Annotated in this window: 29 protein-coding genes and 1 other RNA gene; 13 read left to right on the top strand and 17 right to left on the bottom strand. The window is 61.6% G+C overall.

The annotated features are described in order from the left end of the window. Positions 1–82: 82 nt before the first annotated feature. The 3 genes from EE36_RS11225 to mgtE all read right to left on the bottom strand — a co-directional run bounded on the left by EE36_RS11225 (position 83) and on the right by mgtE (position 2,933). Positions 83–895, bottom strand: coding sequence for a TIGR00282 family metallophosphoesterase (locus tag EE36_RS11225; RefSeq protein ID WP_039911808.1), 813 nt, complete (start codon positions 893–895; stop codon positions 83–85). Positions 896–972: 77 nt separating this feature from the next. Continuing rightward, positions 973–1,533, bottom strand: coding sequence for a 5-formyltetrahydrofolate cyclo-ligase (locus EE36_RS11220; protein WP_039911806.1), 561 nt, complete (start codon positions 1,531–1,533; stop codon positions 973–975). Next, on the bottom strand, positions 1,530–2,933 hold the full coding sequence (mgtE, locus tag EE36_RS11215) for a magnesium transporter (RefSeq protein WP_005852296.1): 1,404 nt from the start codon (positions 2,931–2,933) through the stop codon (positions 1,530–1,532). The genes EE36_RS11220 and mgtE overlap by 4 nt, the downstream gene beginning before the upstream one ends. Positions 2,934–3,050: 117 nt before the next feature. Between mgtE and guaD the strand changes: the two genes are divergently transcribed. Then, the gene (guaD, locus tag EE36_RS11210; protein ID WP_005852294.1) at positions 3,051–4,343 is read left to right on the top strand and encodes a guanine deaminase; all 1,293 of its coding nucleotides are present in this window, start codon (positions 3,051–3,053) and stop codon (positions 4,341–4,343) included. An 81-nt stretch (positions 4,344–4,424) separates the two neighbouring features. Here the strand turns inward: guaD and EE36_RS11205 are convergent, their stop codons facing one another. The 4 genes from EE36_RS11205 to EE36_RS11190 form a co-directional block, all read right to left on the bottom strand. Then, the gene (locus EE36_RS11205; protein WP_005852292.1) at positions 4,425–4,859 is read right to left on the bottom strand and encodes a CAP domain-containing protein; all 435 of its coding nucleotides are present in this window, start codon (positions 4,857–4,859) and stop codon (positions 4,425–4,427) included. Positions 4,860–4,927: 68 nt separating this feature from the next. Then, positions 4,928–6,268 (bottom strand): 8-oxoguanine deaminase, encoded by a 1,341-nt coding sequence (locus tag EE36_RS11200; protein WP_005852290.1) that lies wholly within the window; start codon positions 6,266–6,268, stop codon positions 4,928–4,930. After that, complete coding sequence (hisN, locus tag EE36_RS11195; protein WP_005852288.1) at positions 6,265–7,059, bottom strand: histidinol-phosphatase; 795 nt, start codon at positions 7,057–7,059, stop codon at positions 6,265–6,267. The genes EE36_RS11200 and hisN overlap by 4 nt, the downstream gene beginning before the upstream one ends. A gap of 69 nt (positions 7,060–7,128) precedes the next feature. Next, positions 7,129–7,503 carry a helix-turn-helix domain-containing protein gene (locus EE36_RS11190; RefSeq protein ID WP_005852284.1) on the bottom strand — a complete coding sequence of 125 codons (375 nt, stop codon included), beginning with the start codon at positions 7,501–7,503 and terminating at the stop codon, positions 7,129–7,131. 859 nt (positions 7,504–8,362) lie between these two features. On the opposite strand from EE36_RS11190, the gene EE36_RS11185 reads away from it, so the two are divergent. Next, positions 8,363–9,139 (top strand): Bax inhibitor-1/YccA family protein, encoded by a 777-nt coding sequence (locus EE36_RS11185; RefSeq protein ID WP_005852283.1) that lies wholly within the window; start codon positions 8,363–8,365, stop codon positions 9,137–9,139. Between the two features lie 332 nt (positions 9,140–9,471). Here EE36_RS11185 and EE36_RS11180 read toward each other — a convergent pair whose 3' ends face one another. The 7 genes from EE36_RS11180 to gatC all read right to left on the bottom strand — a co-directional run bounded on the left by EE36_RS11180 (position 9,472) and on the right by gatC (position 14,383). Continuing rightward, entirely contained in the window at positions 9,472–10,161 is a 690-nt protein-coding gene (locus tag EE36_RS11180; protein WP_005852282.1) for a VIT1/CCC1 transporter family protein, read from the bottom strand. Between the two features lie 127 nt (positions 10,162–10,288). Then, entirely contained in the window at positions 10,289–10,456 is a 168-nt protein-coding gene (gene rpmG / locus EE36_RS11175) for a 50S ribosomal protein L33 (RefSeq protein WP_005852281.1), read from the bottom strand. A 181-nt stretch (positions 10,457–10,637) separates the two neighbouring features. Further along, positions 10,638–11,049, bottom strand: an RNA gene (gene rnpB, locus EE36_RS17230) — RNase P RNA component class A. Positions 11,050–11,149: 100 nt separating this feature from the next. Next, positions 11,150–11,818, bottom strand: a complete 669-nt coding sequence (locus EE36_RS11170; RefSeq protein ID WP_005852280.1) for an N-acetylmuramoyl-L-alanine amidase — start codon at positions 11,816–11,818, stop codon at positions 11,150–11,152. A gap of 5 nt (positions 11,819–11,823) precedes the next feature. Beyond that, positions 11,824–12,570, bottom strand: coding sequence for a hypothetical protein (locus EE36_RS11165; protein WP_005852279.1), 747 nt, complete (start codon positions 12,568–12,570; stop codon positions 11,824–11,826). A 38-nt stretch (positions 12,571–12,608) separates the two neighbouring features. Next, the gene (gatA, locus tag EE36_RS11160) at positions 12,609–14,096 is read right to left on the bottom strand and encodes an Asp-tRNA(Asn)/Glu-tRNA(Gln) amidotransferase subunit GatA (RefSeq protein WP_005852278.1); all 1,488 of its coding nucleotides are present in this window, start codon (positions 14,094–14,096) and stop codon (positions 12,609–12,611) included. Then, on the bottom strand, positions 14,096–14,383 hold the full coding sequence (gene gatC, locus EE36_RS11155) for an Asp-tRNA(Asn)/Glu-tRNA(Gln) amidotransferase subunit GatC (RefSeq protein ID WP_005852277.1): 288 nt from the start codon (positions 14,381–14,383) through the stop codon (positions 14,096–14,098). Before gatC ends, gatA begins: the two co-directional genes overlap by 1 nt. Before the next feature lie 188 nt (positions 14,384–14,571). On the opposite strand from gatC, the gene EE36_RS11150 reads away from it, so the two are divergent. Next, positions 14,572–15,264, top strand: a complete 693-nt coding sequence (locus EE36_RS11150) for a metal-dependent hydrolase (protein WP_005852276.1) — start codon at positions 14,572–14,574, stop codon at positions 15,262–15,264. A 6-nt stretch (positions 15,265–15,270) separates the two neighbouring features. On the opposite strand, the gene EE36_RS11145 is transcribed toward EE36_RS11150, so the two are convergent. The 3 genes from EE36_RS11145 to EE36_RS11135 are packed head-to-tail and all read right to left on the bottom strand — an operon-like array spanning position 15,271 to position 16,784. After that, entirely contained in the window at positions 15,271–15,705 is a 435-nt protein-coding gene (locus EE36_RS11145) for a hypothetical protein (RefSeq protein ID WP_005852275.1), read from the bottom strand. Next, positions 15,702–16,322, bottom strand: coding sequence for a DUF5671 domain-containing protein (locus EE36_RS11140; RefSeq protein ID WP_005852274.1), 621 nt, complete (start codon positions 16,320–16,322; stop codon positions 15,702–15,704). The genes EE36_RS11145 and EE36_RS11140 overlap by 4 nt, the downstream gene beginning before the upstream one ends. 6 nt (positions 16,323–16,328) lie before the next feature. Then, entirely contained in the window at positions 16,329–16,784 is a 456-nt protein-coding gene (locus EE36_RS11135; RefSeq protein WP_005852273.1) for a nucleoside deaminase, read from the bottom strand. A gap of 64 nt (positions 16,785–16,848) precedes the next feature. Here EE36_RS11135 and EE36_RS11130 point away from each other — a divergent pair, with 64 nt between their 5' ends. From EE36_RS11130 to dtd, 10 genes are all read left to right on the top strand, one after another. Continuing rightward, positions 16,849–17,856, top strand: a complete 1,008-nt coding sequence (locus EE36_RS11130; protein ID WP_005852272.1) for a pseudouridine synthase — start codon at positions 16,849–16,851, stop codon at positions 17,854–17,856. A 97-nt stretch (positions 17,857–17,953) separates the two neighbouring features. Next, positions 17,954–18,184: a hypothetical protein gene (locus EE36_RS11125; protein WP_005852271.1), complete on the top strand. Its 231-nt coding sequence runs from the start codon at positions 17,954–17,956 to the stop codon at positions 18,182–18,184. Positions 18,185–18,187: 3 nt separating this feature from the next. Next, positions 18,188–19,075, top strand: coding sequence for a 5-bromo-4-chloroindolyl phosphate hydrolysis family protein (locus tag EE36_RS11120; protein ID WP_005852270.1), 888 nt, complete (start codon positions 18,188–18,190; stop codon positions 19,073–19,075). A 36-nt stretch (positions 19,076–19,111) separates the two neighbouring features. Then, positions 19,112–20,287 carry a toxic anion resistance protein gene (locus tag EE36_RS11115; protein ID WP_005852269.1) on the top strand — a complete coding sequence of 392 codons (1,176 nt, stop codon included), beginning with the start codon at positions 19,112–19,114 and terminating at the stop codon, positions 20,285–20,287. Between the two features lie 26 nt (positions 20,288–20,313). After that, positions 20,314–21,273, top strand: a complete 960-nt coding sequence (locus tag EE36_RS11110; protein ID WP_005852268.1) for a DUF2927 domain-containing protein — start codon at positions 20,314–20,316, stop codon at positions 21,271–21,273. Between the two features lie 33 nt (positions 21,274–21,306). Further along, positions 21,307–22,425, top strand: coding sequence for an SPFH domain-containing protein (locus tag EE36_RS11105; RefSeq protein ID WP_005852267.1), 1,119 nt, complete (start codon positions 21,307–21,309; stop codon positions 22,423–22,425). Positions 22,426–22,467: 42 nt separating this feature from the next. Next, complete coding sequence (locus EE36_RS11100) at positions 22,468–23,022, top strand: cytochrome b/b6 domain-containing protein (RefSeq protein WP_005852266.1); 555 nt, start codon at positions 22,468–22,470, stop codon at positions 23,020–23,022. Between the two features lie 66 nt (positions 23,023–23,088). Beyond that, positions 23,089–24,219: a TFIIB-type zinc finger domain-containing protein gene (locus EE36_RS11095; RefSeq protein WP_005852265.1), complete on the top strand. Its 1,131-nt coding sequence runs from the start codon at positions 23,089–23,091 to the stop codon at positions 24,217–24,219. Further along, positions 24,216–24,890 (top strand): nitroreductase family protein, encoded by a 675-nt coding sequence (locus EE36_RS11090; RefSeq protein WP_005852262.1) that lies wholly within the window; start codon positions 24,216–24,218, stop codon positions 24,888–24,890. The genes EE36_RS11095 and EE36_RS11090 overlap by 4 nt, the downstream gene beginning before the upstream one ends. Position 24,891: 1 nt before the next feature. After that, on the top strand, positions 24,892–25,320 hold a 429-nt coding region (gene dtd, locus EE36_RS11085), incomplete at its 3' end, for a D-aminoacyl-tRNA deacylase (RefSeq protein ID WP_005852261.1).

The following is a 25,320-nucleotide window of genomic DNA, read 5'->3' as shown; positions in this document are numbered from 1 at the left end:
GCGTCGCCTTGGGGCAAGCGTCAGATGCGCCTGCCCTGCGCTATTCCGGATACGGGTCTAGAGCGTGCCAGCCGCAACGCGGTCAGGGCGCGCTTTGCTGCAGCTTGCCGCCCTGACGCACGGGCACGATACGGGTCGCTTTGCCGGTGCGGTCGTCGGTTTCGATATAGACGCCGGATAGGGTCGCTTCTTCGTTGGCGGGGGTGAAGCGGTCTTTGGGCATGCCGGTAATGAAGCGGCGCAAAGGCTCTGTTTTCTCCATGCCAATCACCGAATGGTAATCGCCGCTCATTCCTGCATCTGTCAGATAGGCCGTCCCGCCCGGCAGGATCATCGCGTCAGACGTCGGCACATGGGTATGCGTGCCCACAACAAGGCTGGCGCGGCCATCACACCAATGCCCCATCGCCATCTTTTCCGAAGTCGCCTCGCAGTGCATATCCACAATCACCGCCGATGCCATGCCGCCCAGAGGGTGGGTCTTGAGCACGGGTTCAAGCGCCGAGAACGGATCGTCAAAGGGGCGTTTCATGAAGACCTGACCAAGCGCCTGGGTGACCAGCACCTTGCGCCCGTTCTTGGCGGCGAACAGGCGCGCGCCCTTGCCCGGTGCGTTTTTCGAAAAATTCAGCGGCCGGATGACACGCGGCTCCTGCTCGATAAAGCTCAGCATGTCTTTTTGGTCAAAGGCGTGGTCACCCAAGGTCAAACAATCGGCCCCTGCGTCCAGCAGCGTTTTGGCGTGGCTGCCAGACAGCCCCATGCCAGAGGTGGCGTTTTCACCGTTCACCACCACAAAATCCAGTTTCCATTCCGTCCGCAAACGGGGAAGGTTTTCGCTGATTGCGCGGCGGCCCGCGCGGCCCATGACATCGCCGAGGAAGAGTATTTTCATGCCCCAAGCGTTAGGCTGCGCAGCGCCCGAGGGCAAGGGGCGGAGCTGCGGTTTTTGCGCGCGGGGTGCGGGCGCGCCTAGGCGATCTCGATCACGCCCGTCTCTGTCACGATCAGATCAAGCGGCTGGTCGGTGGGTTCAAGCGGCAGATCGTCAACCTCTTGCCCCGCAAAGGCAAAACCGATCGCCAAGGTCGCCCGCCGCGCACGCAACTGTTCCAGGGTGCGGTCATAAAACCCGCCGCCATACCCCAGTCGCCCGCCAGTGCGGTTGAACGCCAGCAGGGGCACGATCACGATTTCAGGGTCAAAGACATCCTCGACAGCGGGGATCTGAGCGCCAAAGGCACCGTCCACCAAAGGGGTATCCGGGGTCCAGCGCGAAAACCGCAAGGGCTGCGCCGCGCCCATGATCACCGGCACGCCCACGGGGCCATGGGCCGCCGCCTCGGCCATGGCGGGGCGCGGGTCAATCTCTGTGCGTATGGGTAGAAAACCGGACAGCGGGACGCCGCGATACCCCGCGAGCACTTCGCTCAGATAGCCGGCTTGCGCGGCGTTGGCACCATCAAACAGCGGCTTGCGACGGGCGAAGGCCGCCTTGCGCGCTGCCGCCTTGACCGCTGCCATATCCATCACAGCAAGACCGCCGCCGCCAGCCCCAGAAAGGCGAAGAAGCCCACGACATCCGTCACCGTCGTCACAAAAGCACCAGAGGCAAGGGCCGGATCCACGCCGAAACGTTCCAGCAGGATCGGGATGCCCGTCCCCGCAAGCCCCGCCACGACCATATTGATCACCATCGCCGTCGCGATCACATAGCCAAGCGCGGGTGACCCGAACCACAGGATCCCGACGATCCCCATGATGATCGCGAAAATCAGGCCATTCACCAGCCCCACAAGACATTCACGCCGGATCACGCGCCAGACGTTCGATCCGGTCAAATCCCGGGTCGCGATGGCGCGCACGGCCACGGTCAGACTTTGCGTCCCGGCATTCCCCCCCATTGAGGCCACAATGGGCATCAACACCGCCAACGCCACGATCTGCGCGATCGCCGCCTCGAACTGCGAAATCACCATAGAGGCCGCGATGGCCGTCACCAGGTTCACCGCCAGCCAGGGCAACCGCTGCTTGGTCGTCTCGATCACACGGTCAGACAGCGACCCTTCGCCCACACCGGCCAGACGCAGGATGTCTTCTTCGTGTTCCTCGTCCAGCACCGACATGGCGTCATCAATGGTGATCACCCCGATCAAACGCCCCTCGTCATCGACAACGGGCGCAGAGATCAGGTGATACTGGTTGAACGCATAGGCGACATCGCCCTCGTCTCGCAGGGCGGGAATGACCTGAAACGTATCCTCCAGAATGTCGCGCATGGGGGTGGCGCGTTTGGACCGCATCAGCTTGCCAAGGGTGACATTGCCCACAGGGTGTAACCGCGGATCGACCATGACGATGTGATAGAACTGGTCCGGCAGGTCTTCCTCGGGCGTGGCGCGCAGGTGATCGATCGCCTCGCCCACGGTCCAGTGTTCGGGGGCCATGACAACTTCGCGCTGCATCAAACGACCAGCGGAATATTCGGGATAGGTCAGCGCCTGTTCGACAGCGACCCGGTCCGCATCTTCCAGCGCCCCCAGAATGGTCTCGGCCTGCGCATCCTCAAGGTCTTCGATCAGATCGACAACATCATCGCTGTCCATGTCGCGCACGGCGTCCGACAATACCTCGGGCGTCAGAATCGCAACGACTTCCTCGCGGATCGATTCGTCGAGCTCCGACAGAATCTCGCCATCGAACTCGCGGTCATACAGCCGGATCAGCTTGGTCCGTTCAAAGGCGCTGATCTGTTCCAGAAGGTCGGCGATGTCGGCCGCGTGCAGCGGCTCCATCAGTTCTGTCAGCTTGGCGGCGTCATCGATTTCCACCGCATAAAGAATGGACGCCACGGCCTTTTTGTTCAGCCGATATGCCTCGCCTTCATCCTCGGCGTCGGGGGAGAGTTCAAGTTCCTGTGCGTCGTCAACCATGGCTGCCCCCACTTGCGATTTTGCGCAGACCATAAGCGTGCCACAGCGCGGATACAATGGCGCGGAACCCTGCGCTATCGGATTGTCGGCACGGCGGGCTGCGGTTAGACAGGCGGCATGAAAACACAAACACTCCTCCTCGGCCAAACGCTCCGGTTTACGGGCAATCCCCTCTCTGACCCGTGGGAGGAGACGGTTCATATCGACAGCGACGGTGGCGTGCTGATTGAAGGCGCGCAGATCAAGGCCGTGGGCCGCGCCGACGACCTGCGCAAGGCGCACCCGCAGGCAAGGGTGCAGGACTATGGCGACCGGCTGATCTGCCCGGGGTTTGTGGACGCCCATGTGCATTATCCGCAGACCGCCATCATCGCGAGCTGGGGCAAACGGCTGATTGACTGGCTCAACAGCTATACCTTCCCCGAGGAAATGCGCCTGTCAGACCCCGCCTATGCCCGCGACATCGCCGGGCGCTATCTGGATCTGACGCTGGCCAACGGCACGACCACTGTCTGCTCTTTCGCCACCATCGCCCCCACCAGCGTCGACGCGATATTCGACGCGGCAGCAGAGCGTGGTCAGCGGATCGTGGCGGGCAAGACCTGTATGGACCGCAACGCCCCCGACGGGCTGCGCGATACGGCGCAATCGGCCTATGACGACAGCAAGATGCTGATCGACCGCTGGCACGGCAAAGGCCGCGCCAGCTATGCGATTACGCCCCGTTTCACCCCGACCTCGACGCCGGAACAACTCGCGGCATTGGGTGCGCTCTGGACTGAGCGCCCCGACTGCCTGATGCAGACCCACCTGAGCGAACAGATCGACGAGATCGCTTGGGTCCAAGACCTTGTGCCCCACGCCCGCGATTATCTGGACACCTACGAGGAACACGGGCTGGTGCGTGATCGCGCCGTCTTTGGCCATGCCATCCACCTGACCCCGCGCGAGATCGACCGCCTTGCCGACAGCGGCGCATCGGTGGTGCATTGTCCGACCTCGAACACCTTCATCGGATCGGGACTGTTCGACATGGCGCATATCGCCGCGCAGCGGATACCGATCGGCTTGGCCACGGACACCGGCGGCGGGTCGTCCTTCTCGATGCTGCGCACAATGGCTGCGGCCTATGAGATCGGCCAGCTGCGCGGCACCCCCACCCATGCAGCGCAGTTGATGTGGCTTGCCACCGCCGGCTCTGCCCGCAGCCTGCATCTGCACGAAAAGATCGGCACACTCGCCGAAGGCTTCGAGGCCGACATCACCGTGCTCGACCTCGCCTCCACCCCCGCGATCAAGCAGCGCAGCGACAATGCGCACAGCATATGGGATCAGCTTTTCGCCACAATCATGATGGGCGATGACCGCGCCATCAGCGACGTCTGGGTCAACGGGGTGCGCCGAGGCTGACGCCAGCCTCCTTCATTTTGCCTTTAAACTCCCCGCGGCGCGTCCCGCAGGCGCGCCTTGCGGCACGGCTTCGGGCCCATCCTAACAGGGTGCGGCCAGAACCATTGCCCAAATCCGGTCCGGCCCCTGAAACAGGCCAAAACCCGTGGCATTCCGGCTCATCATATTGCGGTAATGCGGCGCCGATTGCGCCCATCCCCGCATGACCTGCGTCAGATCCCCCTGCCCCTTGGCAAGATTCTCGGCCACATAGCACCAGCGATAGCCCTGCGCCCGCACCCGATCGCCGACACCAGACCCATCGCGCCCCGTGTGCGCGAAATATCCGTGCCGCGCCATGTCCAGCGCATGTGCCCGTGCGGCGGCCTCTAGCCGCGGTGCATAGGACAGCGGGGCCACCCCCTGCTGCGCGCGCATGGCATTCAACATCTGAACCGCCTGTGGGTCAGCGCGCAAAGGCGATATCGCGGCAATCAACAGAGCCACGGCCAAAGCCAGCCTTCGCAGAATATTCATACCGTCAACTCCCCCCGCTTTCGCGCTACCTGCGTCTCTACTTCCTCCCAAGACCGAGGCACGCTTGTTTATATCGCGTCCCGCAACGCCCGCGCGAGCTTGTTTTGCTGCGCGATCTGCGCGGGTAAATCTATGGTCACGACCTGCCCGTCCCGCACGACGCTGCGCCCTTCAACAAGCAAATCGCGGACCGTTGTCGGCCCCGCAAGCAACAGTGCCGCAGGATCCCAGCTCCCGGCGCTTTCAATCCCGCTCACGTCCCAGATGGCGATGTCTGCACGCGCGCCCACCTCGATCCGCCCGCATTCGGGGCGGCCCAGGATGTCTGCACCGCCGCGCGTGGCAATCTCGAGCGCTTCGCGTGCGCTCATCGCATCCGCCCCGCCAGCAACGCGCTGCAAAAGCATCGCCTGCCGTGCCTCTGCGACAAGATTACCGGCGTCATTGCTTGCAGATCCATCGACCCCTAGCCCCACGGGAACCCCGGCATCTCGCATCGCACGAAGGGGCGCGATCCCCGAGCCCAAGCGGCAATTCGAACAGGGGCAATGTGCAACGCCAGTCTTGGTCTGCGCGAATAACGCGATCTCGCTCGGGTCGAGCTTCACGCAATGGGCATGCCAGACATCGGGCCCGACCCAGCCCAGATCCTGCGCATATTGACCCGGACGACAGCCGAATTGCGCCAATGAATAGGCGATATCCTCGTCGTTCTCGGCAAGATGCGTATGCAGCATCACGCCTTTGTCCCGCGCCAACAGCGCTGCGTCCCGCATCAGGTCCCGACTTACCGAGAAGGGCGAACAGGGCGCGATCCCAACCCGACACATGGAAGAGGCCGATGGATCATGAAAACCGTCGATCACACGAATGCAATCTTCCAGTATCGCAGCCTCGCGTTCCACCAAAGCATCAGGTGGCAACCCACCGTCGCTTTCCCCGATGCTCATCGCGCCGCGCGTGGGCTGAAACCGCATCCCGATCTCTGCCGCGGCGTGTATTGTATCCTCCAACCGGCTGCCGTTCGGATACATATACAGGTGGTCCGAGCTTAAGGTGCAGCCGGACAAGGCAAGCTCTGCCAACCCCACCTGAGCCGAGACATACATGTGATCCGGCGTAAACCGCGCCCAGATCGGATAAAGCGTTTTAAGCCAGCCAAACAGCAGCGCGTCCTGCCCCCCCGGCACCGCCCGCGTCAGACTCTGATAAAGGTGGTGATGGGTGTTCACCAACCCTGGCGTCACAACGCACCCTGATGCTTCTATCACCTCCCCTTCAGTTGTCAGGTTTTGTCCCACCGCCACGACAACCCCATCGCGCAGCAAAACATCAGCCGATACCAATTCGCGCCGCGTCTCATCCATCGTCAAAAGACAATCAGCGTTGCGTATCAGCAGTTCGGTCATATCGGACAATTCCTAACAAACTCTAAAGCTTCGGCGTGAATATCGGCATTGGCTGCCGCGATAGCGCGTCCCCCATGATGGGCGGGGCCGCCATCCCAGTCGGTAACGATGCCACCGGCGGCCTGGACAAGGGCGATTGGTGCTTGAATGTCATAGGGTTGCAGGCCCGCTTCGATGACCAGATCGACCTGCCCCGAGGCCACCAAAGCATAAGCATAGCAATCCATCCCAAAACGCGCCAAACGCGCATGTCGCGCCACCTCGGCAAAGGCGGCCCCTTCGGATGTCGTCCCGACCTCCGGGAAAGTAGTGAAAACGGTCGCCTGTGACAGTGCACGCGCCCCACGCGTCCGCAGCGGATGAACGCCAGACGGGCCCGACACCTCTGCTTGGCCGCTATGCCCAACAAAACGCTCGCGAATATAGGGCTGGTCGATGATCCCAAAAAACGGCCCATCCGCATTGCTGACCGCGATCAACACGCCCCAGGTCGGCGTGCCGGAGACAAAACCCCGCGTGCCGTCAATGGGGTCCAAAACCCAGGTGAGCCCGGAGGTCCCTTCCGCGATACCATATTCTTCGCCCAGGATGGCGTCGTTGGGGCGTTTGCGTGCCAAGATATCGCGCATGGCCCGTTCGGCCGCACGATCGGCTTCAGTAACGGGATCATAGCCCGACTGGAATTTGTTGTCCGCAATCAGATCTGCTTGACGAAAATGGGGAAGTATCGCGGCACGGGCGGCGTCCGCCAGCAAATGGCCCACACGCAATATATCGGGATCGGAGTGCATATTTGGTATCATAGCTACCGATCTGACACTTTCGCCAGATCCTTGCAAGATAACACTTCCCGCTAAAGGTTAAGCCACATCACTGAGGACACGCGCCAATTCGAACAGGCGGCGACGCTGGTTTTCGGGGATCGCATAGTAAGAGCGGATCAAATCCATCGCCTCTTTATCGCCGCTCAGATCGGCGGGGATATTGTCCAAGGCCTTCTCGGGCTGAGGCTTTTCGGCTTCCAGACCTTCAAAGAAATGCGAAACGTCCACGTTCAGGGCAAAGGCGATGTCCCAAAGTCTGGACGCGCTGACACGGTTTGCACCTGTTTCATACTTTTGGATTTGCTGGAATTTTATGCCAACAAGTTCTGCTAAGCGCTGCTGTGTCATGCCTGTCAGCCAACGGCGCTGCCGTATTCGCTGACCAACATGAACATCTACTTTATGAGGCATCACGATCTTCTTTCTAACTCAGCGCCCATAATTTCGACGCTTGTATTTGTGGAGAGGAAGTGACCAATTCACGTGGTCATTTCCGACAAAACGTGCTACTTGCAAATATACTCACTATGCGCAAATAAAATGAAAATGGACATACGTTCAGTTATCATTCCAATCAGCGCCAGCACTTAATCAAGCGTTGTTTCCGCGAGAAAAATACCCCTTATACGCGAATTGAACGTAGCAAGCGTTCGGGAACTCGCAAAACTTTTTACCTGAGCCGAGCACCATAAATTCGCCGCAATGCTGTGTGTCAGCATTTCCAACACATTGAGACCCGCTCCTCTCACGCTCAAGAATACCATATTTGTCAGTAAGATAGCCCCGCCCGTCAGCTTCGCCACTACATTCTGCGCGGGTGCGCGATGTTTTGCTCACGGCACCCAAATACCGCCTGATTAACGCAAATAACGAAAACGTTACGGCACAATTGCGCCCGTCGCGGGGAAGAATCATCTTTTTCATGGGCAAAAGGCTTGCAGTCTAAACCTTAAAATACCGTTCAGAGACGCGAGAACGACGCAGCAAAGCGCCGCGACGCAAAATTCGCAAACGCGTTAGGCAAATCTTCACATCTCTTCTTTAGCTCATTCATCACGGACACGCAGATGTGCAACCGAAAGGCTGCGTGTTCCGACGGAAGAAATGCCTATGTTGCGCCACATTCGGCAAAGCAAAACGCCAATAGTGCCCGCTGCGCTAGAATTGGATGCGAAAGCTCTTGAAAACAAAGACGTGTGTGCCGATATTTGACCCAATACCGAGGTCGGAGAACCGACTTTGCAACACGTCTATTATTTGGAGGATATTCATGGCCGACGTGAACACAATCCGGTCTGCGGCCGGATCCCGCGCCGCCGCTATCGATGAAGGGCTGCGCACCCATATGAATAAGGTGTATGGCACCATGTCGATTGGCATGTTGATCACCTTTGCAGCGGCTTGGGCCATTTCCGGCCTGGCCGTGACGACCGATCCTTCCGGCGCGGTTGCGCAGATTGGCACGGACAAATACCTGACCTCCTTCGGCTCTGCGCTGTATATGTCGCCGCTGAAATGGGTCGTGATGTTTGCACCGTTGGCGTTTGTCTTCGGCTTGGGTGCCGCGATGAATAAAATCTCGGCCGCGACTGCGCAGACATTGTTCTATGTTTTCGCTGCCGTCATGGGCGTTTCGATCAGCTCGATCTTTCTGGTCTTTACGGGCTATTCCATCATCCAGATTTTCTTGATCACCTCGATCGCTTTCGCGGGCCTCTCGCTGTGGGGCTACACCACGAAAAAGGATATCTCCGGCTGGGGTAGCTTCCTGATCATGGGCGTCATTGGCTTGGTTGTTGCGTCGATCGTGAACATCTTCCTCGCCTCCCCTGCCCTTGTGTTCGCGATCTCGGCTATCGGTGTTCTGATTTTCGCTGGCCTCACCGCCTATGACACGCAGAACATCAAGAACACTTACTTGGCGCACGCACATCACGGTGACCAAGAATGGCTGCAGAAGTCCGGTATCATGGGCGCGTTGAGCCTGTACCTGAACTTCATCAACATGTTCATGATGTTGCTGCAATTGTTCGGCAACCGCGAATAACAGACTTCCCCACGACGCGGGGAATACCTAAGAACGAGCGCCCATCGACATCCGTTCGGTGGGCGCTTTCTTTTGTCCTAGGTGTGATCACAACCGTCGGCCCGACTACCTAATCTGCCCGCGACGCTTCCGTATAGCTGCGATCCCCCTTAAGCAGTCCGTTCAGTGACATTCGGTTCTACAAGCGTGCCGACACGACCTTGCGACTGTACGTCTTCCAGTCGGGCGCGCAGAAAAGCACCCCCGCAGAGGAGCGAACCTCCTCTTGAAATGCTCACAGAAGTGATGATTTCAAAGGTCTCAGCTTAGGCGCCAGCTCACCCCCGACCAAGCTAAACCGCAACGTGGAAGGCTTGCCCCAACGCAGCGGTCACGGCCATCGCAAGCGCGCCCCAGACCACCGCACGAATAGTCGCCGAACGCATGGGCGCACCGCCAAGCCGCGCACCGCCGCCGCCAAGCAGTGCCAGAGCGAGCACAGCGGTCACGGCAATCGCCATCAAAGCGTACCCGGCAGGGGCGACAAGTGCTGCGATCAACGGAAAGGCCCCACCCAGAGCGAAGGCGAGCGCGGAAGCCCCGGCGGCCTGCAGCGGATTAGCCTGCCCTGCCAGGCCAAACATACCGAGCTCTTCGCGCGCATGCGCACCAAGAGCGTCATGGTCGGTCATCTGCGTGGCAACCTTAACGGCGAGCGCGGCATCGACGCCGCGGTTCTCCAACCCTTCGGCAAGCTCTTCCAGCTCGTAGTCCGGGTCTTCCTCCAGCGCGATACGCTCACGCTCTAGATCGGCGGCCTCCACATCGGCCTGCGCCGAAACAGAGACATACTCCCCCGCGGCCATGGACAGCGCGCCAGCGGTCAATCCGGCGAAACCGGTCAGGGCGACATTTCCGGTCGCCATCCCCGCCGAGGTAACGCCGACCAGAAGGCTAGAGATGGAAACAATCCCGTCATTCGCTCCCAGTACAGCGGCGCGCAACCAGTTGCTCCGGTTGATGTAATGGCCTTCTTTGGGCATTGCCCGTCTCCTTGCGATCACATCCGGTACTCAGCCGCGACAGCAGGGCTGTTCCCATGTCCGAGGTAGAAAAACGCAAAAGGCCGCGCACGAGGCGCGGCCTTCATATCGCGTCGACGGTAAGATCTTACTTGATCTTGCCTTCTTTGTATTCAACGTGCTTACGAATAACGGGGTCGTACTTTTTGATGACCATTTTCTCGGTCATGGTACGTGCGTTTTTCTTGGTTACGTAGAAATGGCCTGTGCCCGCGGACGAGTTCAGACGGATCTTGATCGTGGTTGGCTTCGCCATAGTCGTTCTCCTGCAACGACGAGCAGGCCGCTGATCGACCGCTCGTGAAATCCTGAGTTTTGGGTTCTAGTCACGCCTGCGCCTGAGTCAACCGCTATTTCCTGCCCATGGCCCAAACGAACCGGAAAAATTGAAGTTTTCCGGACCAAGCCCCCGAAGAACAGGGATAAAGACCATGATTATGCGCGGAAGGCCTATAAGCCGGATTTTGTCCCCGCCTTGCGACAGGGGATGACCATTCCTCTGACCATGCAGTTGCCTGCACAGCTACAGCTGCCAACCCGGACCTGCTGGGGCAGAAGTGGCCCCGCCTTGCCTGTTGCCAGACGCGGCGCGCGGTCCCTATTTGGCATTGCTCCCGGTGGGGCTTGCCTTGCCAGAGATGTTACCACCTCCGCGGTGCGCTCTTACCGCACCGTTTCACCCTTACCTCCCCGGTGGTATCGGTTGCCCGACCCGTCGAAGCGGCGGTCTGTTTTCTGTGGCGCTTTCCGTCGGGTTACCCCGCCCGGGCGTTACCCGGCACCGTTTCTTCTGGGAGTCCGGACTTTCCTCGACCTTGTTGCCAAGACCGCGGCCATCCAGCCTTCCGCGCGCTGCACGCCTAGCGCCTAACTTCAGGCGGGGTCAATCAGTTTCACCCGCCGCGATGCCTTCGGCGAGGATTTTTACCATTTGGAAACGGGTGTGGTGCTAGAGATCATGCCCGAGGGACATATCCGCGGCGCAGAGCGGCCCCTTGCGCCAGGGGGCATAGCGCAGGCGCGTGCTGTGCAGCAGAAGGTCAATATCATCGGTGGCGGTGTAGCCTGCCGCATGTGCCGCCGCGATAAAGGCAGCCGGCGTGGGGTCGGATCCGCGGTTTTTCTCCGCGTACCGACTGCCTTTGCCGGCAAGGTTCTGACGCGCCAGACGTGGCCAGTCGAATCGCGGTCCGGGGTCGATCTTGCGTCCGGGGGCCATATCCGAATGGCCGATGACCCCTTCGGGCGGGATTGACCACCGCTCCATAATCCCGCGCAGCAGGGTTTCGAGCGTGACCATCTGCGGTTCGGAAAAGGGGTGATTGCCGCGGTTATCCAGCTCTATCCCGATAGAGCGTGAATTGATGTCATCCTGACCCTGCCATTCCCCTGCACCGGCATGCCAGGCACGCTGGTCTTCCGGGACAAGTGGTACAGTCTCACCCTTGCCCGTGATCAGATAGTGGGCGGAGACTTCGGCCGCAGGGTCACAGAGACGCGCGCAAGCCGCTTCTGCACTGTCCATCGCGGTATAGTGGAGCACGATCAAAGAGGGCCGCAACCCGTTGCGGCGCGGCCCATGGTTCGGGGAAAGGTAGCGGTCAGGCGCATCTGCCATAGGGCCTAGCCCTGCACCCCTTTGCGATAGGGGCTCGGGTCCCAGTTGCAGGCGTATCCGTCGCCGTCAGGGTCCATGCCAGAGCGGTCCTTTTCAGGGCCGCCCGCACTGAGGAAGGCGATCTGCGCCTGATCCGGGTGCGAATACTGGGCGCAGGCCCGTGCGAATTTGCGCTGCTTGTTGAACCCCCGACGGGTGTAGATCGGGGTGCCGACCGCGTGATTGTTCTGCAAAGCATAGGCCACGATATTGGGGCCGGCATCGGCGCGATCCGGCAGGGCTTCGGGTTGCACCACACGGTATTGCGCGCGGTTGGCCGCGATGCGAGCCGCGTCGCCTTCGATGCTGCGCTCATCGGCCACGGCGTCAAAGTTGTTCTCTTGCGAGATTCCCCCTGCCCCCAGCACCGGTGGCGCAGGATTGGACGGGCTGGCGTTCACAGGGGCCACGCCCGAATTGGTTGCGGCATCATTGCCAAGCCCACCGGGGCGCGTGGCATCCAGGATACGTGCCGTTTCCGCAGCCGTCGCCGCAGCGGAGCCATCATCGACAGCGTCCAGCGGCGTGGCGTCCACCGTGGCGGGTGCTGGCATCGTTGCCACCGCCCCGCCTGCCAAAGCTGTATCCCGCTGGGATTGCACGGCGTCGAACGACCCGTCAAAACCGACACCCCGTCCACTGTCGGGGATTGCGGGCTGGCAGGCCGCCAGGGCGAGCCCCAAGGCTGCAACAATTGAACAACGTATCATCATCGGACCTGCTTTATCTGCTCTGGTTTATCGGCGAGGGTTTACCACCATTTCTGCGGCTTGGCTACAAAGCCCGCCGCCTGCTCCAGCGCATAGGCGGTAGACAGCAGATCGGCCTCTTGCCATGGGCGGCCGATCAGCTGCAAGCCAAGCGGCAGGCCGGTCTCGCTCGTGCCGGTGGGCAAGGCGATACCGGGCAGCCCCGCGAGGTTCACGGTGACCGTGAAGACGTCGTTCAGATACATCGCCACAGGGTCCGTATCCGTCATCTCGCCCAGACCGAAGGCCGCCGAGGGCGTGGTCGGGGTCAGGATGCTGTCGATACCGGCCGCAAATGCGTCTTCGAAGTCTTTCTTGATCAACGTGCGGACCTTGCGCGCCCGGTTGTAGTAGGCGTCGTAGAAGCCCGCGCTTAGCACATAGGTACCGACCATGACACGGCGCTGCACCTCGGCCCCGAAGCCTTCGGCGCGGGTCTTTTCGTACATCTCGGTGATGCCGTCGCCGTGGTCCAGCTTGGCGCGGTGACCATAGCGTACCCCGTCATAGCGGGCGAGGTTCGACGAGGCTTCCGCCGGTGCGATCACGTAATAGGCAGGCAAGGCGTATTTCGTATGCGGAAGAGAGATATCAACGATCTCGGCCCCGGCGTCGCGCAGCATGGCGATACCGTCCTGCCACAGCTTGTCGATCTCGGCAGGGATACCGTCGATGCGGTACTCCCGCGGGATGCCGATCTTCTTGCCACGGATGTCGCCGGTCAAGGCGGCTTCGAAATCAGGGACCGCCAGCTCGGCAGAGGTGCTGTCCTTGGGGTCATACCCCGCCATGGCACCCAGCATGATCGCCGCATCGCGCACGGTCTTGGTCATCGGGCCCGCCTGATCCAGCGACGAGGCAAAGGCCACGACGCCCCAGCGGGAGCAGCGGCCGTAGGTCGGCTTGATCCCCACGGTGCCGGTAAAGGCCGCGGGCTGGCGGATCGAGCCGCCGGTATCGGTGCCGGTGGCCGCAAGACAAAGATCCGCCGCCACAGCTGCCGCCGACCCACCCGAAGATCCGCCGGGTGTCAGCGCTGTCTCATCGCCCGAACGCCGCCACGGGTTGACGGCATTGCCATACACGGAGGTTTCATTGGACGATCCCATCGCGAATTCATCCATGTTGAGCTTGCCCAACATGACGGCCCCGCTATCCAGCAGGTTCTGCGATACGGTGCTTTCATACTCGGGCAAGAAGCCTTCAAGAATGCGCGATGCAGCTTGCGACGGCACCCCTTTGGTGCAGAAAAGATCCTTGATGCCGATGGGCAGACCACACATGGCAGGCGCTTCACCGGATTTGATCCGCGCATCGGCGGCGTTGGCCTGATCCATTGCCAGATCACCGGTGTGGTGGACAAAAGCATTCAGCGCGCCCGCGCCCTCGATCGCGCTCAGACATGCCGCCGTCAGCTCGGCCGAGGTCACATCCCCCTTGCGCAGCGCGTCACGTGCATCGGCAAGGCCCAGTTTATTCAGATCAGCCATTATTCAACCACCTTCGGAACCGCAAAAAATCCTTCGCGCGCGTCGGGCGCATTGGCCAGCACCTTGGCCTGCTGGTCGCCATCGCGCACCACGTCCTCGCGCTTTTTCAACACCTGTGGCGTGACCGATGTCATCGGCTCTACCCCGTCGACATCGACTTCGTTCAACTGCTCGATAAAGCCGAGGATATTGTTGAACTCTTGCGCCAGCGCGGGCAAGGCGTCGGGTTCGACCTTGATGCGGGCCAGTTTCGCCACCCGTGCGGCTGTGGACTCGTCAATGGACATGGGCGCTCCTTCATCTGATTGGGTGCCGTTTATCGCCCCCTGCCCGCCCCCGCAAGTCTGGGGGCTGCCTCTGACCCGCAATCGCGCCGGTTGATCCTTCATTTTGCCAAATAAACTCCCGCCGGAGGCTCCCCAAAGCGGCATCACGCGCTACAGTCCGCTAAAGACACGGAATAAGGGAGACCCAAATGGATATCATCTGGCTTGGCCACGGCAGCTTTCGCATCGAGATCGAGGATCAGATTCTGCTGATCGACCCCTGGCTCACCGGCAATCCGATGCTGGACGACGCGCAGCACGAGGCCGCACTGGCAGGCGTCACGCAAATCCTAGTGACCCACGGGCATTTCGACCACACCCAGGACCTCAAGATGGTGGCCGAGAAAACCGGCGCGCCAGTTGCAGGCATGGTCGAACTGATGGGCTATTTCAGCGCGCAGGGCGTGGAGAACACCACCGGCTTCAACAAAGGCGGCACCATCCGCTGCGGCAAGGTCGATGTGACCATGGTACCTGCGTCGCATTCCTCTTCCGTCGATGGGGACGCGGGGCCTGTCTATATGGGGGCCGAGATCGGCTTTATGATCAAGGGCGAAGGCCGCACGATCTATGTCTCGGGTGATACGGATATTATGGCGGATATGGATTGGATGGGCGACTACCACAAACCCGATATCGGCATTCTCAGCGCGGGCGGCCATTTCACCATGGATATGGCCGGTGCGGCCTATGCGGCGAAACGGTACTTTGACTTCAAGACCGTCATCCCCTGCCACTACCGTACCTTCGACGCGCTTGAACAATCGGCGCAGGTACTGATCGACGGCTTGCCCGGCGTGGATGTGATCGAGCCCGAGGTGCTTAAACCGATCAGCCTGTAAAACGGCCTAGTTCACAGAACCGGCGCGATCCCCGATGAAACAAAGGGTGTCGTTGGCGCGCAGGGCGATGGCGTCTTGATCAAATGCAGCTTTGCGCGCCTCAGCCGGATCAAGCGCCAGCTTGGCGCAGACCTCGAACGCGGTATCGCTGAGGCGGTGATAGGCGTAAGGCGCGCCCGTTGCAGGGTCGCCTTGGGTCAGCACATCGCCCAATCCGGGCCGCATTCCGGGACAATAGCTGTCATCCGCAAGCGCTTGCGGCAATGCTTTGCGCGGGTGACCAAGGCACATCAGATGCGTGTGCAAGGTCCGCAGATCGCTGAGGCGCTGACTGTCCTGCTGGGCGAGCCTTGCGTGCTGCGGGCCACCCACCACGACCAGGCCGCCGATGATGGCACCACCGACCAGCACAGACATGCACATCAGCAGCAACTTGTTCACGCCGGGGCCTCTTCGCGCAGATCGCGCAGATAATAGGCAAAGATGCCCCCGGCGACGACCAGCACCACCAGCGCCTTGAGCACGAATTGCGCCGTCAGGTCACCGGTTAGCAACGCATAGATGGTGGCAATCGAATCCCCTAACATCGTCAGCGCCGCCAAAAGCAGGCCGATGTAGATCATCCATTTGCGGATCGCAGAGCGGTAGAGCGCAGGGTCGCGCGCCAGTTTCCGCCGCTCGCGCAAGGTCAGCCACAGATACATCGGTCCGGTCACGATCAACACCGCAACACCCCAGCGGATCGGGCGGTCGCTACCGCCGTCGCCCGTGGCAAAGACCACATCGACCAGCGCCTGTAATACGACAACCAGATTGAACGCGCCAAGGATCAAGACGCAGAACGTCAGCGCATAGATAAAGAAGTCCCGCGCAGACACCGTCGCCACAGGCCGCGGAATGGGCGGAGAGAACGGCATCTCGTCCCAGCCGTTCAGCGCATCCTGCACCTCAGCGCTGCGCCAACCGGCATGGGTCAGCGCGGATGTGATCTCGGCCCGTGACTTGCCCGCGGCCAAGGCGTCGCGCACGAAAATGCTCAGCTCGTCCCGTTGGGCCATATGGGTCTATCCTTTTCGTTTCTCTGCAAAAAACGCCTTTAGCAGATCTTCGCTTTCGGGCGCTGCAATGGCGTCATAGACGTCGGGGGCGTGGTGACATTGCTCGTGGGAAAACACCCGCGCACCCTGCGCCACACCGCCAGACTTGGGGTCTGACGCGCCGTAGTACAAGCGTGCCACCCGCGCGGCAGAGATCGCGGCAGCACACATGGCGCAGGGTTCCAGCGTCACATAAAGCGCATGCCCGCCCAGCCTTTCGGACCCCGCCGCCGCACAGGCAGCCCGGATCGCCAGCACCTCGGCATGGGCGGTGGGATCGTTCAACTCGCGCGTCCGGTTGCCCGCCTGCGCGACGACCTGTCCGTCGGGGGCCACGATGACCGCGCCCACGGGCACTTCACCACGGGCGGCGGCGGCGCGGGCCTCTTCCAGCGCTTGGGACATATAGGACGTAAAGCTCATACACCTCTCTTGCCCGCAAACGCCGCCCTTTCGCAAGCGCGGGAAACAGGGTAAGCGCTGAAGTATGAGCGCAGATACACCCTCCCAGCCCCCGAAATCCGGCACCCCTCCCGGTGACCGCATTGCCAAAGTCCTGTCCCGTGCCGGCATCGCCAGCCGCCGCGAGGCCGAACGCATGATCGAGGCCGGTCGCGTGCGCGTCAACGGTGCGCAGATCGATTCGCCTGCGTTGAACGTGACGCCCTCGGACGCGATCACCGTCGACGGCAAACCGGTGGGCGAGCCCGAACCACCCCGCGTCTGGCTGTTCCACAAGCCCACGGGGCTGGTCACCACCAACCGCGACGAAAAGGGCCGCGGCACGATCTTTGACGATCTGCCCGAAGACATGCCCCGCGTCATGAGCATCGGTCGGCTTGACCTCAACTCCGAAGGGTTGCTGCTGCTGACCAATGATGGCGAGGTCAAGCGCCGCCTCGAACTGCCCTCGAACGGCTGGCTGCGCCGTTACCGCGTGCGCGTCAATGGCCGCCCCACCGACGATATGCTTGAACCGCTGCGCAAGGGCATCACCGTGGATGGCGAGGACTTTCAGCCGATGACGGTCACGCTGGACCGGCAACAAGGGGCGAACGCCTGGCTGACCGTCGGGCTGCGCGAAGGCAAGAACCGCGAGATCCGCCGCGCGATGGAAGCGGTGAACCTGTCGGTGAACCGGCTGATCCGCACCAGCTATGGCCCGTTCCAGCTTGGCGAGCTGAAAACCGGCGAGGTCGAGGAACTCAAGCGCAAGGTGGTCCGTGACCAGTTGGGCCTCGAGATTGCCGATACCACCGGCACCGCGATCAAGAAAAAGCCCGCGCGCATCATCAAGCGCAAGGCCCGCAAACCCGGAGAGCCGGGCCCCGGTCGCCCCGGCCTGCCCAAGGAACCCGGCGATAAGACCGCGACAGGCAAGACCATCCCCGGCAAGCCCAAGCCCGGCTATGGCAAGTCCAAGCCCGCACGCCCCGCGTCCGACCCCGCGCCGCGCAAGTTCGGCACCCGCGTAAAATCCACCCGTAAACCCTGATTTCTGTGGGTTTACGGCCCTTTGGCCGCTACTTTTGCGTGCGTGACCCTAGCGGGTGGCGGGCACTGCGACTATATGTCGTGCAAAGGAAGGTCCGATGGGTCGATTGCTTGTCTTTGTCGCCACGCTGGCGCTGATTGTTGCGTTTGTCGCCGTTTTGGTGACAATCATCGCAAGGATTCTGGACGCGGGCCGTCGTGCATCGACACCAGCGCATGGACAGGAGGTTTATCGCCCCATGGCACCGACACCGTTTCAGAAAATCACCTATGCCGCGCTTGTCGTCTTGCTCTTCGGTGTCTCTACCGGCTGGCTCGGGGGGCTTTGATCCATGGCGCAGCGCTTTGGCGGTAAATACAGCAATCATGACACGAACGGCAGCACGCCGCCCCCGCAGGGCACCCGTGCCAAACGGATAGAGGTCGACCCCGCAAGCGGGCGGGCCAAAATCTTGTTCATCCCCGCCATTCCGCTTGTGTTCATGTCGTTGAACGACGGGGCGCAGGGGCTTGCATTGGGGCTGCTGGCGGCGGCGACGCTGACCGGTGCCGCGTGGATGCTGCGCGAGGGGCTGAAAGCCGAAGCCGCCTATACCGCGCGCAAGGTCGCCGAACGCCCCGCCCTGCCGCGCAAGATCATCGCCAGCCTTCTGACCGGTGCCGGCGTGGCGCTTGCAGCCTATAAGAATGACCCCGGACTGGCGGCCCCTGTGCTTTATGCGCTGGCCGCGATGGGGCTGCATGTGTCGGCCTTTGGCATCGATCCGCTGACATCCAAGGGAATGGAGGGCGTGGACAGCTTCCAGAAAGACCGCGTCGCCCGTATCGTTGACGAGGCGGAAAAACACCTTGTCGCGATGAACACCGCCATTGCACGCGCGGGCGATCGCAAGGCGCGCGACCGGCTGGCGCAGTTTCAGGACACCGCGCGCACCCTGATCCGCACCGTGCAGGATGATCCGCGTGATCTGACCGGTGCGCGGAAATATCTGTCGGTCTATCTGCTGGGCGCGCGTGACGCGACAATCAAGTTTGCGGATATCTACGCCAGCACCGGCGATGCGCAGGCACGCGCCGATTATTTGGCTTTGCTGGATGATCTGGACAAAAACTTTGCCGCGCGCACCCAAAAATCGCTATTGGAAGACAAGACCGACCTGAACATCGAAATCGACGTGCTGCGCGAGCGGCTTTCCCGAGAAGGCGTGCGTCTCGACTGACGCGCCCCGCCCCAAGAGCATAGGAATACTTGAAACATGTCTGATACCGTTCGTGACAAAGCGACCCAATCCGTAGCGCTGGTGGAAGAGGTCAACGCGCAGATCCTGCCCGACCCCGCCCCTGCGGATGCCGTCGTCTCGCTTGAGAAAGCCGATGCGCCACAATCGGCAGAGATCAAAAGCCGCATGGCAGAGATCGACATGGGCGACACGCAATCGATCATCGGTTTCGGGTCCGGCGCTCAGGCCGAGCTGCAGGAGATCAGTCAGGCGATGTTGCAGGACGTGCGCAACAAGGATGTGGGCCCCGCCGGTGACAGCCTGCGCACGATCGTGACAACCATCCGCGGCTTTTCCGTGTCCGAGCTGGACGTGCGCCGTGAACGCAGCTGGTGGGAACGCCTTTTGGGCCGTGCGGCCCCCTTTGCCAAATTCACCGCCAAGTTCGAAAAGGTACAGGGTCAGATCGACCGCGTCACGGACGAGCTGCTGACTCATGAACATACCCTGCTCAAGGATATCAAATCCCTTGATATGCTGTACGAAAAGACGCTGCAGTTCTATGATGAGCTCGCGCTTTATATCGCCGCGGGCGAGGCCAAGCTGGCAGAGCTTGACGCGACCACAATCCCCGCCAAACAGGCAGAGGTCGACGCCGCACCAGAGGCGGATCAGGTCATGGTCGCACAGGAACTGCGCGACATCCGCGCCGCACGGGACGATCTTGAACGCCGTGTGCATGACCTGAAACTGACCCGTCAGGTGACGATGCAATCGCTCCCCTCGATCCGCTTGGTGCAGGAAAACGACAAGTCGCTGGTGACCAAGATCAACTCGACCCTCGTGAACACCGTGCCGCTGTGGGAAACCCAGCTGGCGCAGGCGGTCACCATCCAGCGCAGCGTCGAAGCCGCCGCCGCCGTGCGTGACGCCAATGACCTGACGAACGAGCTGCTGACCTCTAACGCGCAGAACCTGCGCGAAAGCAACAAGGTCATCCGGACCGAGATGGAACGCGGCGTCTTCGACATCGAAGCCGTCAAACAGGCCAATGCCGACCTGATCGGGACCATTCAGGAATCGCTGCAGATCGCCGACGAAGGCAAGGCGCGCCGTGCCTCAGCCGAGAAAGACCTGCAAGAGATGGAGGCCAATCTGCGCGACACGCTGGCCTCTGCCAAAGCGGCCAAGCCCGCGTCCCCTGCGGCGTAACCCCGTCAAAACCTGGAGCGCGCGATATGGTATGGCAACGGTTGGGGCGAACAGGATGGATCGGCACGGCGGCTGTGGTCGCCGCGTTGGCCGCCTGCACCCCGCAGCCCCCTGTTGAACCGACGCTGAAACCCATCGCGCGCCCCGACACGCCGCCGGCACCGCCCCCCGTGGTGGCCAAGCCCACGTCGCAAAAAAGCGCCAAGCTGCGCAGCTATTTCAACCAGGTACAGCAGGCCCAGTTGAGCCAGGGATTGCTGCGCCGGGATGGTGGCGGGCAGGACACGCCCTTTACCGCCGACATGCTGGTGCGCAACTTTGAACAAATCGCTTTTTACAACGAATATAACGCCACCCTGACCGGACGTGGCGATAAGACCCCCATGCGCCGCTGGGAACGCCCCGTCCGGATGGAGGTCGTCTTTGGCGACAGCGTTCCCCCGTCCGAGCGTGACCGCGATGCGGCCTCGATCCGCGACTATGCCACCCGCCTCGCCGCCACGACGCAGCATTCCATCACCGTGGGCGGCAAGCCGAACTTTATGGTGATTATCGCGGGCGAGGATGACCGCCCCGCCGCCCTTGCCCAAGCCGCCGAACGCATCCCCGGTGTGACCGCCGAAAGCCTTGCCGCGCTCAGCGATCTGCGCCGCGATACCTATTGCATCGTCGCTGCCTATGCCGGTGGCGCGGACCCAAGCACCTATACCGCTGCCGTCGCCGTCATCCGTGCCGAGAACCCCTCGCTTATGCGGCTGTCGTGTATCCATGAAGAACTTGCGCAGGGCCTTGGCCTTGCCAACGACAGCCCCACCGCACGCCCGTCGATCTTTAACGATGACGATGAATTCGCGCTGCTCACCCGTCACGACGAGCTGCTGCTGAAAATGCTCTATGACCCGCGCTTGCACGCCGGCATGACCGCCGAAGAGGCAACCCCCGTGGCCCGCAAGATCGCGCTCGAACTGATCGGCGGGCCCGTTTAACCCGCCACCGACCTCCCCCGAAAGGACCAAGACATGGGTATTCTCGATTTTCTCTCTGGCCAATTCATCGACGTTATCCATTGGACGGATGACACCCGCGACACAATGGTGTCCCGGTTCGAGCGCGAAGGCCACGAGATCAAATACGGGGCCAAGCTGACGGTCCGCGAAGGGCAAGCGGCGGTCTTTGTCCACGAAGGTCAACTGGCCGATGTGTTCACGCCCGGCCTTTATATGCTTGAAACCAACAACATGCCGATCATGACATCGCTGCAGCATTGGGATCACGGCTTCAAAAGCCCCTTCAAATCCGAGATCTATTTCGTCAACACCACCCGTTTCAACGATCTGAAATGGGGCACCAAGAACCCGATCATCGTGCGCGACCCCGAGTTCGGCCCCGTGCGCCTGCGTTCATATGGCACCTACTCTGTCAAAGTGTCGGACCCCGCGCGGTTCCTGACCGAAATCGTGGGCACCGATGGTGAATTCACCATGGACGAGATCAGCTATCAGATCCGCAATATCATCGTGCAGGAATTCTCGCGCAGCATCGCGCTGTCCAATATTCCGGTCATGGATATGGCCGCCAACACCCGTGAGCTGGGCAAACTGGTGAGCACCGAAATCTCGGCCACCATTGCAGAATACGGGCTGACCATCCCCGAACTTTATATCGAAAACATCTCGCTCCCCCCCGCCGTGGAGGAGGTGATGGACAAACGGTCGTCGATGGGGGTGATCGGGGATTTGAACAAGTTCACGCAGTTCCAAGCGGCAGAGGCATTGGGCCGCGAGGGCGCTGCGGGCGCAGCAATGCAGACCGGACTGGGCGCCGGATTGGGCATGCAGATGGGCCAGGCCGCCGCCGCGCAGGCAGGCCCGTGGGGCCCGCGCCCCGCGGCTGCGGCCCCCGCTGCACAGACGCCACCGCCCCCGCCGCAACCTGAAAAAGTCTGGCATCTGGCAGAGAACGGCCAGACCAAGGGCCCGTTTTCAAAGGCCGCATTGGGCCGCATGGCCACGGATGGCGGGTTGACCCGCGAGACCTATGTCTGGACCCCCGGTCAGGATGGCTGGCTTAAAGCAGACGATGTGGCCGAGCTGGCGCAACTCTTTACCGTGCTGCCGCCCCCGCCGCCGCCTGCGTAAGGCTCTGTGAAACTTGGAACGGGCAAGGCGCGTGTCTAGGGTATGACCCTGCGCCGTCGCCCCTTGCTGCCCCACCGTCGGACCCTGATGAAGCTTTTGCATTGGGGCATGGTGCCGCTGTTTATCTGGTTCCTGCTGGTGCAGCCGGCGGATGTGGCGCGGATCGGGTCTGCAGCGGTGCGGTTCCATTCGGTCATGGGCTTGGTCTTTGTCAGCGCGGCCCTGCTTTGGTGGGTGTCCTACATGCGGCGCGGCTTGCTGGGGCGCCCCGGCCCCAAGCTTGCGGGCTGGGCCCGTTGGCTGCATCCGGTGCTGCATAAGACCCTAATCTGGGGTATCTTTGGCGTCGCCCTCACAGGGCTGCTGATCGGGGTGACCTCGACCGTGCAGCTTTGGGCCGGTGGGATTGTCCCGATTGCCGTGCCCCTTGATATGCCGCGCGCCAATGACCTCGTCGGGCTGATCCACAGCATCGAATTCTACGCTCTTGCAGGCATCGCGCTGGCCCATGCCGCATTTCACATCTGGCGTCACCTTCGCCTGCACGACAACGCCCTGCGCATCATGGCCCCTAAAGTGCTGCACCGTTTTTTGTGACCCTGCTCTGGCGGCAGGGGGCGCACTGCCCTATGTCTGGGGCAGGCCTGACCAAAGGACAGCTCTATGCCCGCCAGCACCGGCTTTGACGACCCCGACCTGCCCCCCACACCGACCGAGGAACACCGGTTCCCCTGTGACACCTGCGGGTCCGATCTGCGGTTTGATCCTGAAAGATATCTGCTGGTCTGCGACCACTGCGGCAATACCGAAGAGATTTCAGGCACGCGCGGCCTGCATAACCCGATCGCCGAGCTGGATTTCCAGGCTGCACTGGCCAGCGCTCTCCCCCAATCGCAGATGGAGGATACACGGGTCACAACCTGCCCCAACTGCGCCGCACAGGTAGAGTTCGACCCCGGCAAACACGCCACCGAATGTCCGTTCTGCGCAACCCCTGTTGTGATCGATACCGGGGTGAACCGCCATATCAAACCCCGCGCCGTGCTACCCTTTGGCCTGACCGAGGATACAGCACGCGATGCCATGACCGACTGGCTGGGCAGCCTGTGGTTTGCCCCCAATGGCCTGCAGGAATACGCGCGCAAGGGCCGCAAGATGCAAGGCATCTATGTGCCCTACTGGACCTATGACGCCGACACGCGCTCCAGCTATTCGGGCGAAAGGGGCACGGTCTATTACGTCACCCAGACCGTCATGCGCGACGGCAAACGGGTGCAGCAGCAGGTGCCGAAAATCCGCTGGCGGGCGACCTCGGGTCGGGTGGCGCGGTTCTTTGATGATGTGCTGGTGCTGGCGTCGAAATCGCTCCCCAAAAGGTTCACCGATGCGCTGGCCCCGTGGGATCTGGCGGCCCTTGAACCCTATGCCCCGGAATACCTCGCCGGGTTTCGCGCCGAAGCCTATGCGGTGACGCTTGATGAAGGCTATGCGCAGGCACGCGAGGTGATGGACGCGATGATCCAGCGCGATGTGCGTTTTGATATCGGCGGCGACCGACAGCGCATCCACAATATTCAGACGCAGGTCAGCGATGTGACGTTCAAACATATCCTGCTGCCGGTCTGGCTGGCAGCTTACAAGTACCGCGGCAAGACCTATCGTTTTGTGGTCAACGGCCGCACAGGCAGCGTACAGGGCGAACGCCCCTATTCCGCTGTGAAAATCACCTTTGCCGTGATCCTTGGCCTGATTGTCGCCGGGGTCGTTGGCTATTTTATGGCGCTCCAAAAATGACCCAGATCGATACATTCACCGACATCCTGCGCGCGCGTTCTTCGTGCCGCGCCTTTCGCCCCGATCCGGTCGACGACGCGATCATCACCCGTATCGTCGACGCAGCGCGCCACGTGCCGTCGTGGTGCAATGCGCAGCCTTGGCAGCTGACCGTCACCAAAGGGGCCGCGACCGACCGCTTCCGCGACGCCTTGGCGCTAGAGATTGCGAAGGGCACCCCCCCCGCCCCCGATCTGGACTGGCCGGCCTCTTACAGCGGCGTCTACGGCGACCGGCGGCGGACCTGCGGGTTCCAGCTGTATGACGCCGTCGGGATCGAGAAATCGGACCATGCGGGCCGCATGGCGCAGATGATGCGGAACTATGCCTTGTTTGACGCGCCCCATGTGGCGATCGTGACCTCCCCGGCTGAGCTAGGGGCCTACGGAGCAATGGACAGCGGCGGCTTTGTCACGGCCTTTACGCTGGCGGCAACGGCGCTTGGCGTGGCCACCATCGCCCAGGCCGCCATCGCTGCCTATGCGCCCACCGTGCGACAGCATTTCGACCTGCCGCAAGACCGCCTGATCCTTTGCGCGATTTCCTTCGGCTATGCGGATGACGCGGCACCGATCAACCGGTTCCGCACGCAGCGGGCCACCCCTGAAGACATCATCGATTGGAAATCCTGATATGCGCGCACTCCTACAACGCGTCAGCAACGCCTCCGTCACTGTCGATGGCCAGATCATCGGTCAAATCGAACACGGGCTGCTGATCTTCGTCTGCGCCATGCCCGACGATACACATGCGACCGCGCAAGGACTTGCACAAAAGATCGCCAAGCTGCGTCTGTTCAAGGATGATGCTGGCAAAATGAACCGCAGCCTGCCGGATACGGGCGGCAGCGCGCTGATTGTCAGCCAGTTTACCCTTGCCGCCGATACCTCCCGCGGGACCCGCCCCGGTTTCTCGCGCGCCGCCAAGCCCGATCAGGCCAAAGCGCTATACGAAGATTTCATCACCTGCGTCGACGCCCTCGGCATTCATGTCCAAACCGGTTCATTCGGAGCCGATATGTCTGTCGCGCTCACCAACGACGGCCCCGTCACCCTCTGGCTC

Source organism: Sulfitobacter sp. EE-36, assembly GCF_000152605.1.
Lineage (GTDB): Bacteria > Pseudomonadota > Alphaproteobacteria > Rhodobacterales > Rhodobacteraceae > Sulfitobacter > Sulfitobacter pontiacus.
The sequence above is the reverse complement of the archived record's forward strand: the minus strand, read 5'-3'. Positions and strand labels throughout refer to the sequence as shown.